16 protein-coding genes are annotated in these 15981 nt (G+C 70.2%); 10 read left to right on the forward strand and 6 right to left on the reverse strand.

Annotation, left to right across the window (positions count from 1 at the left end):
- Window positions 1-53: 53 nt before the first annotated feature.
- Window positions 54-683 carry a TetR/AcrR family transcriptional regulator gene (locus ACRYCC_RS03815; RefSeq protein WP_433808716.1) on the forward strand — a complete coding sequence of 210 codons (630 nt, stop codon included), beginning with the start codon at window positions 54-56 and terminating at the stop codon, window positions 681-683.
- A 32-nt stretch (window positions 684-715) separates the two neighbouring features.
- Here ACRYCC_RS03815 and ACRYCC_RS03820 read toward each other — a convergent pair whose 3' ends face one another.
- On the reverse strand, window positions 716-1345 hold the full coding sequence (locus ACRYCC_RS03820; RefSeq protein ID WP_433808718.1) for an aggregation-promoting factor C-terminal-like domain-containing protein: 630 nt from the start codon (window positions 1343-1345) through the stop codon (window positions 716-718).
- Window positions 1346-1991: 646 nt separating this feature from the next.
- On the opposite strand from ACRYCC_RS03820, the gene ACRYCC_RS03825 reads away from it, so the two are divergent.
- Genes ACRYCC_RS03825 through ACRYCC_RS03865 form a run of 9 tightly spaced genes read left to right on the forward strand, consistent with a single transcriptional unit; the run spans window position 1992 to window position 11226 of the window.
- Window positions 1992-2795, forward strand: a complete 804-nt coding sequence (locus ACRYCC_RS03825; RefSeq protein ID WP_433808720.1) for an MlaE family ABC transporter permease — start codon at window positions 1992-1994, stop codon at window positions 2793-2795.
- On the forward strand, window positions 2795-3649 hold the full coding sequence (locus tag ACRYCC_RS03830; protein ID WP_433808722.1) for an ABC transporter permease: 855 nt from the start codon (window positions 2795-2797) through the stop codon (window positions 3647-3649). The genes ACRYCC_RS03825 and ACRYCC_RS03830 overlap by 1 nt, the downstream gene beginning before the upstream one ends.
- Window positions 3646-4668 (forward strand): MCE family protein, encoded by a 1023-nt coding sequence (locus ACRYCC_RS03835; RefSeq protein ID WP_433808724.1) that lies wholly within the window; start codon window positions 3646-3648, stop codon window positions 4666-4668. The genes ACRYCC_RS03830 and ACRYCC_RS03835 overlap by 4 nt, the downstream gene beginning before the upstream one ends.
- Window positions 4668-5765 carry an MCE family protein gene (locus tag ACRYCC_RS03840; RefSeq protein WP_433808726.1) on the forward strand — a complete coding sequence of 366 codons (1098 nt, stop codon included), beginning with the start codon at window positions 4668-4670 and terminating at the stop codon, window positions 5763-5765. The genes ACRYCC_RS03835 and ACRYCC_RS03840 overlap by 1 nt, the downstream gene beginning before the upstream one ends.
- The gene (locus tag ACRYCC_RS03845; RefSeq protein WP_433808728.1) at window positions 5762-6784 is read left to right on the forward strand and encodes an MCE family protein; all 1023 of its coding nucleotides are present in this window, start codon (window positions 5762-5764) and stop codon (window positions 6782-6784) included. Before ACRYCC_RS03840 ends, ACRYCC_RS03845 begins: the two co-directional genes overlap by 4 nt.
- A gap of 2 nt (window positions 6785-6786) precedes the next feature.
- Complete coding sequence (locus ACRYCC_RS03850; protein ID WP_433808730.1) at window positions 6787-7821, forward strand: MCE family protein; 1035 nt, start codon at window positions 6787-6789, stop codon at window positions 7819-7821.
- Complete coding sequence (locus ACRYCC_RS03855; RefSeq protein ID WP_433808732.1) at window positions 7818-8891, forward strand: MCE family protein; 1074 nt, start codon at window positions 7818-7820, stop codon at window positions 8889-8891. The genes ACRYCC_RS03850 and ACRYCC_RS03855 overlap by 4 nt, the downstream gene beginning before the upstream one ends.
- Complete coding sequence (locus ACRYCC_RS03860) at window positions 8891-10195, forward strand: MCE family protein (RefSeq protein ID WP_433808734.1); 1305 nt, start codon at window positions 8891-8893, stop codon at window positions 10193-10195. Before ACRYCC_RS03855 ends, ACRYCC_RS03860 begins: the two co-directional genes overlap by 1 nt.
- Entirely contained in the window at window positions 10192-11226 is a 1035-nt protein-coding gene (locus tag ACRYCC_RS03865) for a hypothetical protein (RefSeq protein WP_433808736.1), read from the forward strand. The genes ACRYCC_RS03860 and ACRYCC_RS03865 overlap by 4 nt, the downstream gene beginning before the upstream one ends.
- A gap of 24 nt (window positions 11227-11250) precedes the next feature.
- On the opposite strand, the gene ACRYCC_RS03870 is transcribed toward ACRYCC_RS03865, so the two are convergent.
- From ACRYCC_RS03870 to ACRYCC_RS03890, 5 genes are all read right to left on the reverse strand, one after another.
- Window positions 11251-11457, reverse strand: a complete 207-nt coding sequence (locus tag ACRYCC_RS03870) for a hypothetical protein (protein ID WP_433808738.1) — start codon at window positions 11455-11457, stop codon at window positions 11251-11253.
- 216 nt (window positions 11458-11673) lie between these two features.
- Complete coding sequence (locus ACRYCC_RS03875) at window positions 11674-12561, reverse strand: TauD/TfdA dioxygenase family protein (RefSeq protein ID WP_433808740.1); 888 nt, start codon at window positions 12559-12561, stop codon at window positions 11674-11676.
- A gap of 78 nt (window positions 12562-12639) precedes the next feature.
- Window positions 12640-13821 (reverse strand): trans-sulfuration enzyme family protein, encoded by a 1182-nt coding sequence (locus tag ACRYCC_RS03880; RefSeq protein ID WP_433808742.1) that lies wholly within the window; start codon window positions 13819-13821, stop codon window positions 12640-12642.
- 153 nt (window positions 13822-13974) lie between these two features.
- Window positions 13975-15132, reverse strand: a complete 1158-nt coding sequence (locus ACRYCC_RS03885; RefSeq protein ID WP_433808744.1) for a DUF5925 domain-containing protein — start codon at window positions 15130-15132, stop codon at window positions 13975-13977.
- Between the two features lie 88 nt (window positions 15133-15220).
- Window positions 15221-15970, reverse strand: a complete 750-nt coding sequence (locus ACRYCC_RS03890; RefSeq protein WP_433808746.1) for a lysophospholipid acyltransferase family protein — start codon at window positions 15968-15970, stop codon at window positions 15221-15223.
- Window positions 15971-15981 lie beyond the last annotated feature (11 nt).

The raw sequence follows: 15981 nt of genomic DNA on the forward strand, positions 1-15981 counted from the left end.
GTTCCCGGGCCGAACCCGGGAGAATCCGGGTGGGGAGGAAGCACGATGGCGCCATGAGAACGACGAACCAGCCGGGCGACGGCTCCGCGGAGACCGGCGGAAGGCAGTGGGCCAGGGCCGACGCGACCCGCAGAGCGCTGCTGGACGCGGCCCAGGTGATCTTCGCCGACCGCGGCTATCCCGACGCGGGCATCGCCGAGATCGTCGAACGCTCCGGCATCAGCGTCGGCAGCCTCTACCACCACTACGGCGGGAAGGCCGGGCTGTATCTCGCGCTCTGGGAGGAGTTCACCGCCGAGCAGGAGCGGCAGGCCGCCCTCGCCGTCGCCACGGCCCGCAAGAGCGGCGAGACCGACGCCATCGCCCTGTTCATCGCCGGCGCCCGGGCCTTCCTGGACGTGTGCTGGCAGCAACGGGAGGCCTCCCGGCTCTTCCAGTCGGGGGAGGGGCCCAGCGGGTTCGCCCTGATGCGCCGCGCTCGGGTCCGCCAGTGGATTGGCCAGAACACCCGGCTGCTGCGCGGCCACGGCGGCGAGCGGGCCGCTCAGGTCCTGGCGCTGGTGCTCACCACCGTGATGGGCGAGGCCGGACGTGAGGTCGCCGCCGCCGTGGACCAGGCCGAGGCGCACGAGATCATCGATGAGGTCTGCCGCATTCTCGTCCGGCTCTCCCGGCCCGCCTGAGCACGGGTTCCGTCACCGGCCTCGGGACGCGGTCAGTACCAGTGGTGGGCCTGCCAGAAGGACCAGGCTCCGCACGGATCGCGGTAGCGGGCTTTGATGTAGCTGAGCCCCCAGGAGATCTGGGTGGCGGAATTGGTCTGCCAGTTCGGCCCGGCCGAGGCCATCTTGGAGCCCGGCAGCGCCTGCGGAATGCCGTACGCGTCCGAGGACGGGTTGTCGGCCCGCTCGTTCCAGTTGCTCTCGTGGGTCCACATCGTCAGGAGCGACGGCCAGCAGCGGCCCCAGCCCTTGAGCGCGTTCATCTGCTTGCCGAGTGCCTTGTTCTGCGCCGTGGTCGGGTTGGCCTTGGCCAGCTCCGCCGCCTTCCTGGCGGCGTCCCTCTTGGCCTTCAGCGCGGCGGCGGCCTTGGCGTCCCGCTTCGCCTTCTCGGCCAGCAGCCGGTCGGCCTTCACCTGCTTCTCGTACGCCCGTTGCTTGGCGTAGGCCACCGCGTTCGCCGTGACCGGGTCCATGTCGGACTGCTGGTTCATGAGATCGCCGAGTTGCTCGACGGACATTCCGGCGGCGGCAGGCGGGCCGCCCTTGCCGGGGGTGAAGTAGAACACGCCCGCGCCCATGGCCACGATCGCGGCACAGATGATCGTGGCGTTGTGGGTGAGCATCCGGAGGAACAGCGGAGCCCTGCGTTCCGGGCGGGAGCGCGGGCGTTTCCGGGGGGCCTTGCGGGAGCCGTTACGGGAGGTGGTGGTACGGGGAGCGGTGGCACGGGGCCGACGCGGGGGGCTTTGGGGAACGTGCCGCATGGATAGGTAGATTGCCCTAAGATCGCCGAACTCTGTATAGTTTCCGGCCTTTTTCTTGGCCAGAGGCCGCCGTCGTCCGCCGCGCGCCGTACCGGATCCGGAGCCGCGGTCCGCCCCGCGCGCCCGGCGCACCGGCCGCCCGCCGGGTCGCCGGAATCCGCGACCGCGTACATCGGCCCTGCTCAGCCATGCCGGGAGTGGTGGTTCCGCCGTCCCGACCGGTCGCACCGGGAGCCCGCCTGACGGAACAGAAAATTAGCGGCGCCGGATAGTAGCTTCTGACAAATCATGACTTAGCTACTAACTTCGCCGACCGACTTCCAATACAGTGCTCCAGATCACAGACGTGATTACCGTCTCATCGTGGAAGACGGCATGTCCTGTGACGTCGGGTGACGATCGGGAGACCGATCGAGAGGCGGGCCCGGAGGTTCGCGTCGAGGCCCGGGACGCCTAGGGAGGCTGTGATGCTTCGTCTGGCCGTTTTCAGTGCGGGTTCCGGCTGATGGCACTGCTGCTCGACAAGGGCGCAGGCGTGGCCCGGCAGCGGGCCGGCTCGGCGCTCGACGTGACCGGAGACCTGTGCGTCACCTTCATCGAGGGGATGCGCCGCACCTGGGACATCCGGAGCTGGTGGGGCGAGTTCATCGAGCAGTGCTGGTTCATCGCCCGCGTGACGAGTGTTCCGATCTTCCTCATCGCCATTCCGCTCGGAGCGACGATCTCGCTGCAGGTGGGTGAGATCTCCCGGCAGATCGGGGCCCAGTCGAACACCGGCGCGGCCGTCGTCGCCGCGATGGTGCAGCAGGTCGCCCCGCTGGCAGCGGCCCTGCTCATCTCCGGAGCGGGCGGCTCCGCCATCGCCTCGGACATGGGGGCGCGCAACATCCGCGACGAGCTCGCCGCGATGGAGGTCATGGGCATCAACCCGATCCACCGGCTGGTCACGCCACGGTTGTGGGCCGCCAGCACGATCGGGGTGCTGCTCTGCTCGCTGGTCATCCTCTCCGGCGTCGCGGGCGGCTACTACTTCAACGTCATCCAGCAGGGGGTGAGCCCGGGGGCGTTCTTCGACGGCGCGGCCTCGCTCCTACAGCTCTCCGACCTGCTGGTCACCCTGTTCAAGGCCTGGGTCTTCGGCTTCATCGCCGGCGCGGTCGCCTGCCACATGGGCATGAACTGCGACTACGGTCCGGTCGGCGTCGGCCGGGCGGTCAACAAGTCGACGGTGGTCACCTCGATCCTGGTGTTCGCCGCCAACTACGTGATCTCCGCGCTGTACTTCGTACTCGTTCCCCCGAGGTTCTGATGGTCGCCAGCCAATCCGTACGCCGGTTCGGCCGGGCGGTCCAGGACCGCGCGGCGGGCGTGGCCGGCTCGGCCAACCTGGCCGTCTTCCTCGGCCGGGTGGTCTACCACCTGCTCTTCGACATCGTCCTGCGCCGGAAGTACTGGAAGACGGTCTTCCAGAACATGAGCGACATCACCATCGGCGTCGGCGCCCTGGTGATCGGCGGCGGCATGGTCTTCGTGGTCTTCTCCATGTCGTTCTTCACCGGTCTGCAGGTCGGGTTGCAGGGCTATCCGAACCTGGCCCGGATCGGCGCCGAGTCGTTCACCGGCCTGGTCGCGAGCTTCTCCAGCGTCCGGGAGGTGACCCCGATCATCGCGGGCGTGGCGCTCATCGCCCAGGTGGGCTCGGCGTTCACCGCCGAGATCGGCGCCATGCGCATCTCCGAGGAGATCGACGCGCTCGAGGTGATGGGCGTGAACTCGCTGGCCTTCCTGGTGTGCACCCGGGTGGCCGCCGCGGTGCTGGCGCTCGTGCCGCTGTACCTGGTGGCGCTGTTCGCCAGCTTCTTCGCCTCCCGGCTGATCTCGGTGCAGTACTTCGGCCTGTCGCCCGGCATCTACGACTACTACTTCCACCTGTACCTGCCGCCGATCGACGTGTTCTACAGCGTCGTCAAGGTGGCGGTCTTCGCCTTCGTCGTCGTCTTCATCCACTGCTACCGCGGCTACTACGCCTTCGGCGGCCCGGTCGGGGTGGGCAACGCCGCCGGACGGGCCATCAGGGAGTCCAGCGTGGCGGTCATCGTGATGAACCTGGTCATGTCCTACATCTTCTGGGGCAACGGAGGGACGGTGAGCCTGACCGGATGATGCCCTCAGAGCTTTCCGCGCGCTCCCGGCTGACGTTCGCCGCCGTCGGCATGGCGGTCATGGTCGGCGGCGCCGCCGCCCTGGCCGGGGGCGCGGTGCAGAGCCACCCCGGCGCGACGCACTACAGCGCGACGTTCGGGCGTGCCGGGCAGGGCCTCGACGAGCGCTCCAAGGTCAAGATCCGCGGCATCGCGGTGGGCAGCGTCAGCGGCGTCGGCCTGGACGACAGGGGACGCGCGGTGGTGCGGTTCCGGGTCGACCGCGGCATCAAGGTGCCGCGGAGCGCGTCCGCGGGGATCGAGCCGATCTCGGTGTTCGGGCCCAAGGACCTCACGCTGGACCTCGGCAGCGGCGAGGGCTCGGGCCCCTATCTCCCCAACGGCGGGAACATCGCCAGGACGACCGACCCGCAGGAACTGTCCGACACCGCCTGGCCCGCCTATCGGCTGACGTCGGCGATCGACCCGCAGGAGATCGCCACCATCCTGCACACCTTCGCCGCGGGGCTGAACGGCAAGGGGCCCGCGCTGCGGCGGACGATCGACAACGCCGCCACGGTGGTGGACGGCGCCTATCGCAACAGGGCGGCGCTGCGGCAGGCGCTGCTGGACATCGAAGGGCTCTCCGACACCCTGGGCTCGCGGGGAGACGAGATCGTCGGCATCACCGGGGACCTCAACGCCCTGTCGCCGGTGCTCAACGACCGCCCGGACAAGATCACTCAGCTGCTGGCGGGCGCCGGCCGCGCGGCCGCGACCGCCGGTGACGGCCTGCGGGACCACGGCGACCAGGCGGCCCTGGTCCTGGACACCGGCGGCGACCTGATCGACGTCCTGTACCGGCAGCGCAGGAACGTGCCGCTGCTGATCGACGGCCTGAACGGCTTCTTCGGCGGCATCTCGAGCATCGTCCGGGTCCCCGGGCCGAGCGGGACCCTGCTGGCGCAGGCCGTCAACACCCTGCCCCTGGACCTCTGCCTCACCCTGGTGGACGTCTGCCCGCAGCAGGGGGCCAGGTGATGGCGGCCATCGGCGCCCGGAAGCGCGGTCGCGGTCCCGACCGCGGCTCGCTGCTGCGGTTCGCCGTGTTCGCGGTGTTCACCGGGCTGCTGACGTTCTTCATCGGCCAGCAGATCACGGGCACCTCCTTCAGCGACCGGTACACCCTCGTCGGCACCTTCGACGACGTCACCGGCCTGCTCGTCGGCGATCAGGTGAAGGTCGCCGGCGCCCCGGTCGGCCGCGTCGGCGGCATCAAGGTCAAGGACGGCCGGGCCGAGGTCAGGATGCAGGTCGACAAGGAGGTGAGGCTGCCGGTCGACTCGACGGCCTCGATCCGCTGGCGCAGCCTCATCGGCACCCGGCAGATCTACCTGGAGCCGGGCCGGAGCACCTCGATGCTCACCGACGGCGCACGGGTGCAGCACACCCTCTCGGTGGTGGACCTCGGCGACATCGTCAACAGCCTCGGCCCGCTCACCCGCAGCCTCGACCCCGACCAGATCAACCAGGTGCTGCAGGCCTTCGCCACCACGCTGGACGGCAACGAGAACAACATCAACCTGCTGACCAGCAACCTCGACGGGCTGCTCCAGACCTTCGCGGCGCGCAGCAGGACGATCGACCAGATGGTCAAGGACTACAAGGACGTCAGCGAGGTCATCAAGCAGCGCGACGGCCAGATCGCCCGGAGCGTCGACAACCTGGCCGCCATCACCGAGCTGCTCGACGGCAACTCCAAGCTGCTCAACGACACCCTGGTCCAGGTCTCCGGTGTCACCACCAGCCTCGACCAGGTCCTCGGCGGCCAGCAGGCACAACTGGGCCGGGTGGTGGACAACCTCGCCCGGTTCACCGGCACCTTCCGGTTGAACGTCGACAAGCTGGAGCTGATGGTGCAGGAGCTTCCGCTGGCCCTGCGCCGGCTGTTCGCGGCCGGCAACGGCGGGCACTTCCTGCGCACGGACGCGCTCTGCCTCAACGTCGTCCAGGGCCCCTGCCCGTTCAGGATGCAGCTGCCCGGAGCCACCGCCGGCAACGCCAGGGGCGCGGGCGGCCGGCAGTACTCCTACGAGGAGCTCAAGAAGCTCGCCCAGATGCTGCGGGGAGGCCGATGATGGCGCTCAAGTCCCTGCGCGACGTCAACCGGCGGGTGGTCGCGATCGTCTCGCTGCTGGTGATCGGCGCGGCCTGTGCCTTCGCCTACGCGGCGGGCCAGATGCACCTGTTCGACGGCGGCTACACGATGAGCGGGGTGTTCACCGACACCGGCGGGATCAAGAAGGGCGACGACGTCCGGGTCGCCGGGGTGAAGGCCGGCCGGGTCACGGAGGTCCGACCGGACTACGACCACGGCAAGGTGATCATCAGCTGGTACGTCGACGGGGACATCCGCCTGGGGCGGCAGACCCGGGCCGAGGTCCAGCTCTCGACCCTGCTGGGAGGCCGGTACCTGCGGCTCACCGGGCCGGTGGCGCCGCCGTACGTCCAGACGCTGCCCGCCGCCCAGCGCCGGGTGCCGCTCGACCGCACCGGGGTGCCCTTCACGGTCACCGACGCGCTGGAGAACACCACCCGGATCACCCAGTCGCTCGACCAGAAGTCGGTCACCAAGCTCCTGGACGCGACCGCGAAGATCAAGGTTCCCGAGCGCGACCAGCTGCACACGATGCTCGCCAACTTCACCCGGCTCACCAAGGTGCTCAACGACGACAATCCCGAGATCCAGCAGCTGATCGCCAACAGCAAGCGGGTGACCGGCACGCTGGCCTCCAAGAACGACCAGCTCGTCCGGATCATCAACGCGAGCAGGTCGCTGCTGGCCACCCTGGTGGCGCGCCGCAACGAGCTGGCAGCGACGCTCGGCCGGGGCAACCAGGTGGTCGCCTCGCTGACGGCCACCCTCACCCGGCACGAGAAGCAGATCGACCAGATCCTGGCCGACCTGCATCTGCTGACCACCCGGCTGGCGCCCAACATGGAGTCGCTCAACACCGGCCTGGCCGTGTTCGGCCCGACCATCGCCCAGACGGCCAACACCTACGGCCAGGGCGGCCGGTGGATCGAAGGACTGCTCACCGGGCTGGGCCCGCTACAGCCACCCGGGCCCGTCTCCAGCCGGATCCCGGGAGGATGAGGATGAACTCCAGGTTGCGTACCTCAGGCCTCGTCGCGCTCGCCGCCGCGCTGGTGGCCCCGCTGGGCGGGTGCTCCCTGGCCCCCCAGGACCGGCCCAAGCACATGACCGCCTACTTCGAGCGCGCCACCGCGTTCTACGAGAAGTCCCGGGTCAAGGTCATGGGCCTGAACGTCGGCAGCGTCGACCGGGTACGGGCCGAGGGCGACCGCATCCGGGTCGACTTCAGCGTCGACGCGAAGGTGCCGCTGCCCGACCGGCTGGAGGCCTCCATCGTGCCGCTCAACCTGATCGGGGAGCGCAACCTGGTGCTGAGCCCGGCCTGGCAGCCGGGCATGCCCAAGGCGCGCGACGGCAAGGTGATCCAGCTGGACCACACCCATGTGCCGGTGGAGACCGACGAGGCGCTGAAGGCCTTCACCAACGTGGCCAACGCCCTCGACCCCACCAAGGTCAAGAAGGCGCTCGGCGGGGCCGCCGAGTCGTTCGACGGCAACGGCCAGGCGTTCAACCAGGCGCTCGAACAGGGCGGCCGGCTCACCTCCAACATCGCCGGCCAGACCGACGAGCTGCTGAAGGTCGCCGACAACCTCCATCAGGTGGCGGGAGTGGTACGAGGCCGGGAGCAGGTGATCGGGGAGCTGGTCGACGACTTCGCCACCGTCAGCCGGATCCTCGCCTCGGAGCGCCAGAGCCTCACCCAGCTGGTCCGGAACGTCGCCGTGCTGATCGACCAGGGTGACGGGCTGCTCGAGCGCTACCAGGGGAACCTGCCGTACGACCTGTCGGTGATCGCCCGCATCTCCCTGGTCGTCGACGGCCAGAGCGACCGGCTGAGCGTGCTGCTCAGGGCGCTGCCGAAGGTCTCCAAGACCTTCATCAACGGGTGGGACCCGAAGAAGCACGCGCTGGTCCTGCGGTTCGCCGCCGACGCCTTCCTGCGCACCTGGATCCGGGGACTGACCAGGAAGGACTACGTGCCCTGCCCGCTGCCGCCGCCCAACTCCAACTGTCCCTGGATGGGAGGCACCAAGTGAGGCGGGGACCGGCCGTGCTCGCGCTCGCCCTGGTGACGGTGCTGCTGTCGGCGTGCTCCATCCGCACGCTCGGGGCGCCCACCGGCGACCTCAGGCTGGTCGCGACGTTCGACGACGCGCAGAACCTTGTCGCCGGCCACAGCGTTCAGCTGGCGGACGTGAAGGTGGGCTCGGTCACGGCCGTGAAGCTGGTGGGCTACCGGGTCAAGGTGACCATGTCCATCAAGGACGAATACCGGATCCCGGTCGGCACCGCGGCCGAGATCTCGGTGACCTCGCTGCTCGGTGAGAACTACGTGAAGCTGAGCCTTCCGCCCAACGCCAGCATGACCGGTGGCCCCTTCCTGGCGAACGGCGCGGAGATCACCAGGACCAGCGTGACCCCGCAGTTCGAGACGGTCACCGCGAAGGCCGGGGAACTGCTGAAGGCGCTCGCCGGCGACGACCTGAGCGCCGTGGTCGACGCCGGGGCCACCTCCCTGGCCGGCAACGGTCCCGAACTCCACACGCTGGTGGCCAAGTCCAGCCGGCTGGTGGACATCCTCGGCCGGCAGCGCGAGCAGCTCGGCACCGCGGTCGAGGAACTGGCCAGGCTGGGCAGGTCGCTGGCGAACGGCCGTGACCAGCTCGCCCGGGCGCCGGGCGAACTGGAGCGGACCACCAACCTGATCCTGGCCAACAAGGACCAGGCGCTGACGCTGGTGCGCAACCTCACCAGGACCGCCCGGCTGCTCAACCAGAAGGTCCTGCTGGGCCGGGCGGCGGAGCTGCGGACCACGCTGAACCGGCTCGACCCGGTGCTGCGGCAGCTGGGCGGCGACCGCGCCCGGCTCACCTCCCTGGTCACCGGGCTGGAGCGGTTCGTCAACAGGCTGCCCCGGGCCACCTACGACGGGCAGTTGCTGCTCTACCCGATCCTCAAGATCGTGCTGCCGGGCCAGACGGAGCCGATCGACCTCGGCGGCGGGTCCACGTCCGCGAAGACCAAGAAGGGGACCACCGCCGCCGACCCGCTCGCCAAGCTACGGGATCTGCTGCCGAACCTGAACCAACTCCTGGGGCGCCCCTGATGAACAGGCGCATCCTGATCAACCTGGCCGTCTTCGGCACGGTCAGCGTCGTCGTCATCTGGTGGGCGCTGCAGAACGTCGTGACGTTCGACTTCATCGAGCGGCCGTACACGATCACCGCCGAGTTCACCGCGTCGCCGGGCCTGCATCCCAACTTCGAGGTGGACTATCTCGGCATCCCGGTCGGGAAGATCCAGAAGGTCGATCTCCGGACCGGCAAGGTCGTGGTGAAGATGGGCATCAAGCGCGGCACGAAGATCCCGCAGGGGGTCACGGCCGCCGCCGGCCGCAAGTCGGCGGTCGGCGAGCCCTTCGTCCAGCTCACCCCGGCTCCCGGACGGGCCGACGCGCCGCCGCTGCGCCCGGGAGCGGTGATCGCGGTGACCCAGACCTCGGTGCCGGCCTCCTACGGTGAGCTCTTCGGCGCGGTGAACAAGGCGCTCAGCGCCGTCGACCCCGACGACGCCAGGATCCTCGTGCACGAGCTGTCGGTCGGGTGGAGCGGCCGTGCCGACTCGCTGCGCCAGACCATCGACGGGGCCGACAAGATCACCTCCAGCTTCGCGGCCAACTCCGGGCTCATCGACGACCTGACCAAGGACCTGACGAAGATCACCCATGAGGTCGCCGTGCACCGGGGCGCGCTCGGCCAGGGCATCGACGACCTCGCGGCCACCACCGCCGCGCTGAGCAGCGTGCGTGCGGAGCTGGCCCGGATCCGTGACCGGGGCCCCGACCTGCTCGCCAAGGTCAACAGGCTGCTCGAGGCCGGCGGCGCGGACCTCGGCTGCACGTTCGACGCGCTCGGTGCCGGGCTCCCTGACTTCGCCAACGCCAGGGGCCTGGCGAATCTCGGCGAGAGCCTGGCGCTGGCGCCCTCGCTGGCCCAGGCGCTGGGCGACGTCATCGGCAAGGACCAAGGGCAGTACGTCCTGAAGGTTCTGTTCATCCTGACCCTGAAGACGAAGGCGACGCTGGAGTACAAGTACCCGGTGCCGCAGCCCGGCGTCGCGAAGATCCCGAATTGCCGCGATGGGCGGAGCCCCGGCAAGGTCAAGCAGGTGTCCGACCCGTCCAAGGCACTCGCTCAGGTCAATCCGCCGCAGTACCCGCCCGCCACCGCCGCGCCGGTGACGCTGAAGAACGCCTCACAGGAGGGCACCGGCGGTCCGCCGGGCTGGCTGCTCTACGTCCCGCCGCTGCTCGCGTTGCTGATCCTGATCAAGGTACTGGCCGGTACCGTGCCCCTGTTGCCCGGACGTCGACGCGGACGCAGATCCCACCCTCCTAGGAGACGCCAGTGAGCACCGACACCACCAAGGGGCGCGAGGCCGCCGAGACCCCGGCCGTCGAGGTCGAGGACGTCGAGGCCGAGGACGTCGTGACCGGTGAGGAGGGGCGGCCGGAGCCCGTCGCCAAGGCCCCGGCGAGGAAGAAGGTCCGGCGCGTCCGGGTCGTCGAGATCATCGATGACGAGGACCTGGACGAGGTGCTGGACCGGCTCGATGCCGCCGACGAGGATGAGGCGCGGCCCGCCAGGCCCAGGCCGGCCGTGCGGACCACCGCCCGGGACGCGGCTCGGGACGAGACCGACGACGCGGCCGACGACGCAACTGAGGGCGCGGCTGAGGGCGCGGCTCGGGACGAGGCCGACGACGAGGCCGACGAGGCGGCAGACGAGCCGCGACCGGCCCGTACCCGGACCGCCCGCAAGGCCGGCGCACCGGCGGAACGGGACGGGGGAGAGGCTCTCGGCGGACTGCGGCACCTGATCGCCGCACCCGCCGTGCGCACCGCCGCCGCCATCGTGGTGATCGCGGCCCTGGCCACCTTCGGGCTCTTCCAGTGGCGGCAGGCGAGCGACCTGTCGGCCAGGCAGGAGGCGCGCAGGGCGGTCGAGGCCAAGCTCACCGAGTTCGGCGGTGTGATCGGCACCTACGACACCACCCGGGTCAAGTCGTCCCAGGACAAGATCGCGAGTTACATGGTCGGCGACGCGCTCAGCGTGTTCCAGGCCAACGCGGCCAAGGCGCAGACGCTGACCGACCCCGCCAAGGCCAAGGTCACCACAGTGTCCAAGGCGCGCCAGGTGATCGTCGGCAATGTGAACGGCGAGTTCGCCACCGGCCTGATCGCGGTGGACATCACGCTCACCACCGAGCAGGGCAGCGCGCCGATGGCCAACAACTACCTGGTGGTCGACCTGGTCAAGCAGAAGGGCGTGTGGAAGGTGAGCAAGCTGACCCCGATCGGCAGCCCGTCCGACACCACCGACGGCACCGGCGCGACCGCTCCGGCGGCCGGTGCGACGCCCACCGCCAAGCCCAAGAAGTAGCCGGCCCGCGGGGTGGCTCCCGGGTCAGCGCGACCGCTTGGCGCGCATCTTGCGGACCTCCATGGTCCCTTCCAGCTCGCGCTCCCGGGCCTCGACCCGGACCGGATCCCGGTCGATCCACATGGTGGCGAATCCGCACAGCAACCCCACGCCGCCGAGCCACGGCTTGTGCCACATGAAGCTCAGCGCGACGCACACCACCGCACAGCAGACGAGCAGGAAGAACTTCACGTCGCACTCCTCAACCGTCACGCCGGAACACGCCCGGGCCGGGTCCGCAAGGCGGGAGTGTGACCCCGATCTCCTTGCGCACACAACGATATGGCCCACGACCCGGATCGGGAACCCCTGACGACGCCGGCCCGCTCACGCGGAGCGCGAGCGGGCCGGGGAGTGCACGGCGGCCGGGACGGGGACGGGCGGAAGGGGCGGGTGGCCGGGAGGAGCTCAGAGGTAGCGGGCGGCGGCGGCTTCGGCCGGCGCGTCCGCGCCGGTGACCCCGCCGGGCCCCTGCGGAATGCCGTCGTCCAGCTCCGCCGGGGCGTTGACGGTGACGCGGTGCATCTTGCGCCGCTGGGTGTAGTCGGCGACCGCGTAGTGCTGGGTGGGCCGGTTGTCCCAGAAGGCCAGCGTGCCGACCCGCCAGTTGAGGCGGACCTGGAACTGCGGGTCGCGTACGGCGTCGAACAGCAGGGGCAGCAGCGCCTCGTTCTCGCGGCGGGACAGGCCGATCAGCCGGGTCACCGAGCTGCGGTTGACGTACAGCGCCTTGCGGCCCGTCTCCGGGTGGACGCGGACCACCGGGTGGACGGACGGCGGATTCTTGTCCTGCATGGCCCGCAGGTCCAGCCGATGCCCCTTGTCGATCGCCTTCGACACCGACATGGTGAGGTCGTGCTCGGCGTACAGCTCGTCACAGAGCCGCTGGATCGACGGGTGCAGCGAGTCGTAGGCCATGTACATGTTGGCCCAGTTGGTGTCGCCGCCGACCTTCGGCAGCATCACCGCGCGCAGCAGCGAACCCATGGGCGGGGTCCTCATGAAGGTGTTGTCGCTGTGCCACTGGTCGCCGCCCTCGCCCTTCGGGTCGGTCTGGTCGAGGACATGGATGGCGCTGCCCGAGGTGTCCATCGGCGGCAGGTTGAGCGTGCCGAAGTTCTTGGCGAACTCCAGGTGCTCCTCGTCGGTGATGTTCTGGTCGCGGAAGAACAGCACCATGTGGTCCAGCAGGCCCTGCCGGACCGTGGCGACCTGCTCCGCCTCCAGAGGCTTGCTCAGGTCAACTCCGGTGACCTCGGCCCCGATGTTCCGGGTGACAGGGTGGAATTCGATCATGTCCGGAGCCTCCATCCGCGTAAAACAAGCAATCGCTAGGTTGAGCGTACTCGATGGAGGTGGACATCTGTCCAGTGCTCAGCTCGCCTTGACGAGGGCCTGCTCCAGGTCGGCCCACAGATCCTCGGGGTGCTCGATGCCCACCGCCATGCGCACGGTCCCCTCGCCGATCCCCGCGGCCTCCAGCGTGGCGGCGTCGAGCTGCCGGTGGGAGGTGCTGGCCGGATGGATGACCAGCGTCTTCGCCGCCCCGAGGGACGCCGCGAGCGAGGCGAGCCGTACGGCCTCGATGAAGGTGCGCCCGGCCTCGCGCCCGCCGGCGAGCTCGAACGAGACCACCCCGCCGTAACCGGACATCAGCCGCCCGGCCAGCTCGTGCCACGGGTCGCCGGGGAGCCCGGGGTAGTGCACCCGCGTCACCGCGGGATGCGCGGCGAGCCGTTCGGCCAGCAGTTGCGCGTTCGAGCAGTGCCGTTCCATGCGCAGCGCCAGCGTGGTCAGGCCGCGCAGCACCAGCCAGGCCATGAACGGGTCGGCCGAGGCTCCCAGCTCGACGGCGTGATCCCAGACCCGCCGGTGCAGCGCGGCGTCGGCGAAGACCGCCACGCCGCCGAGCGCGTCGCCGTGACCGCTCATGTACTTGGTGGCCGAGTGGACGACCACGTCGGCGCCGTACTCGATCGGCCGGCAGAGCAGCGGAGTGGCGAAGGTGTTGTCCACCACCCCCGTCACACCGGCCTCCCGGGCGACGGCCAGCAGCGCGGGCAGGTCGGCGACCTGGGTGGTCGGGTTGGCGATGGTCTCCAGGTAGAGCACGCGCGTCTCGGGCCGGAGCGCGGCACGGACCTCCTCGGGGTCGTCGCCGGAGACGTAGGTGACCTCGACCCCCCAGCGCTCGGTCAGGTCGCGGACGAGGGCGTAGGTGCCGCCGTAGAGGCACCGCTGGGCGATGAGATGATCACCGGTCTTCAGCAGGGCGAGCAGGACGGCGCTGATGGCGCCCATGCCGGAGCCGGTGGCGATGGCGCCCGTTCCGCCTTCGAGCTCGGCGACGGCGTCCTCGAAGGCACGGACCGTGGGATTGCCGAGCCGGCTGTAGAAGTAGGCGCCCTCGGGGCCGTCGAAGGCGGCGGCCATCGAGTCGGCGTCATCGAAGGCGAACAGGTGTCCCTGGTAGATGGGCACTCCGAGAGGGCGGCTGCCGGCGGGCTGCCGGACGGGGACGTGGACGGCGCGGGTCTCGCGGTGCAGCTCGTTCATGCCTTCCACCTTGCACCCTCCCCAGCCGGGCCGACCAGGGCCAATCCCCATCAGTGGCCCCCGCCCCCTCCGTGATCAGCAATCGTTCGACGAACGATTGCTGATCACGGAGGGGTTGAGAGGAAGGCGCGGGGGTGAAGGGGGATTGCGGGGTCAGAGGTAGAAGCCGGTGTCCTGGGCGTTGCGGGCCTGCTCCTGGGTGGCGATCTGGCGTTCGCCGTTGCGCATGGCCACCAGCTCGGCGAGGGTCGCCCCCTCCGGCCCGATGCGGGCCGCCGCGGAGTCGTCGCCGAGCCAGCCGGTGGCCTCCGCCTGCGACAGCGGGCCCACCTCGATCTGGGCCAGACAGCGGCCGGGCCGTACGACGGCGGGGTGCAGATGGGTCAGGTCCTCGTTGGTGGTGATCGCCACCAGCACGTCACGGCCCTGGCCGAGCATCCCGTCGGTGAGGTTGAGCAGCCGGGACAGCCCCTGGCCGGTGGACTTCTTGGCCTCGCCGCGGATCAGCTCGTCGCAGTCCTCGAGGATCAGCAGCCGCCAGCGGCGCTTCTCCTCCTCGTCGCCGTCGGTGCCGACCGCGACCTCCATGAGGTAACCGGGGTTGCCGAAGAGCACCTCGGGGTCCAGGACGCAGTCGAACTGGCACCAGTCGGCCCACTCGCGGGCCAGCGAGCGCAGCGCGGTGGTCTTGCCGGTGCCGGGCGGGCCGTGCAACAGCAGCAGCCGGCCGGTCACGTCGGCGGCCGACAGGGTCATCAGCCGGTCCATGGCCCCGGTCACGTCGGTGGAGTAGTTGCCGCGGATCTCCGGCCAGGTGGCGGTGGTGATGTTCCGCTCCCGGCGGCGCGGCCCGTGCGCGGTCAGGTGCCAGAACCCCATCTCCACCTGGGCCTCGTCCTGCGGGGCCGGCTCGGTGGCGTCCCGGGTCGACTCCTCCAGGATCGTACGCGCCAGGTCGTCGCTGGTCGCGGTCACTTCCACCTGCGCGGACCCGCTACGCCACCGGATGGCCCGCAGCGTCCAGCCCGCGCCGTCGGCCAGCAACGCGGTCGGGCCGTCGTCCGTGGTGGTCATCCGCAGCACCCGCGAGCCCGCGGGCCGCAGCGGCGCCTCCGGCCGTACCCGCTCGAGGTCGACCGAGCGGGCCCACGGCTGGCGGCCGGAGACGAAGGGCTCCAGCGCGAGGGCGTCGATGATGTCCCGGGCCGAGTCGGAGTCGTCGAAGTTCATCGTCCAGGGCAGCCCGGCGACCGGGTCGGCGGCGTCGTGGACGGGCTCGATGAGGCGCAGCGGCTCCTTGGGGGTGGACATGTCCTCGATGATCAGGCCCCTTCCCGCCCGGCGTCCAGCGAATTTCCGTGGTACGTCTGGGTCGGCGGAGGCGGAGGGCGTCGAGGCGTCAGTCCTGTCGCTTGGAGTCCTTGTCCTTGTCGTCGAGCGCCGCGGCCTCCTCCGGCGTCGGCGCGGTGCCGCCGAGGTAGGCCGGCTGCCACCAGGTCTCCGTCGGCTTGGGCTTCTCGGGGTACTCGCGCTGGGCCTTCTCCACCAGCTCCGACATCCGGGCCCGCAGGTCGTCGGTGGCCTTGTCGTAGTCGTCGCCCCGCTTGGGGTACATGGGCTCGCCGATCAGGATCGTGATCGGGATCCGCCGCTGGAAGAGCCGGCGCGGCCGACCCTTGGTCCACAGCCGCTGCCCGCCCCACACGGCCATCGGGATCATCGGCACCTTGGCCGCGACCGCCATCCGCACGGCGCCGCTCTTGATGTCCTTGACGGTGAAGGAACGGCTGATCGTGGCCTCGGCGAACACCCCGATGACCTCACCGCCCTTCAGCGCCTTGAGCGCCGCGGCGTACGAGGACGCACCGGCCTCGCGGTCCACCGGGATGTGGTGCATGCCGCGCATCAGCGGGCCGGAGATCTTGTTGTCGAAGACCTCTTTTTTCGCCATGAACCGGACGAGCCGCCCGGCCGGGTTGGCGCCGAGCCCGGCGAAGATGAAGTCGAGATAGCTGACGTGGTTGCTCACCAGGACCGCACCACCGGTCTTCGGCAGATGCTCGGCTCCCTCGATCCGGAACTTGAGCCCGAGGACGCGGAACAACGTCTTGGCAGTGGCGATCACCGGGGGGTACACAATCTCCGTCATGGGAGAACGGT

Source organism: Actinomadura scrupuli, assembly GCF_050971785.1.
GTDB lineage: Bacteria > Actinomycetota > Actinomycetes > Streptosporangiales > Streptosporangiaceae > Actinomadura_E > Actinomadura_E scrupuli.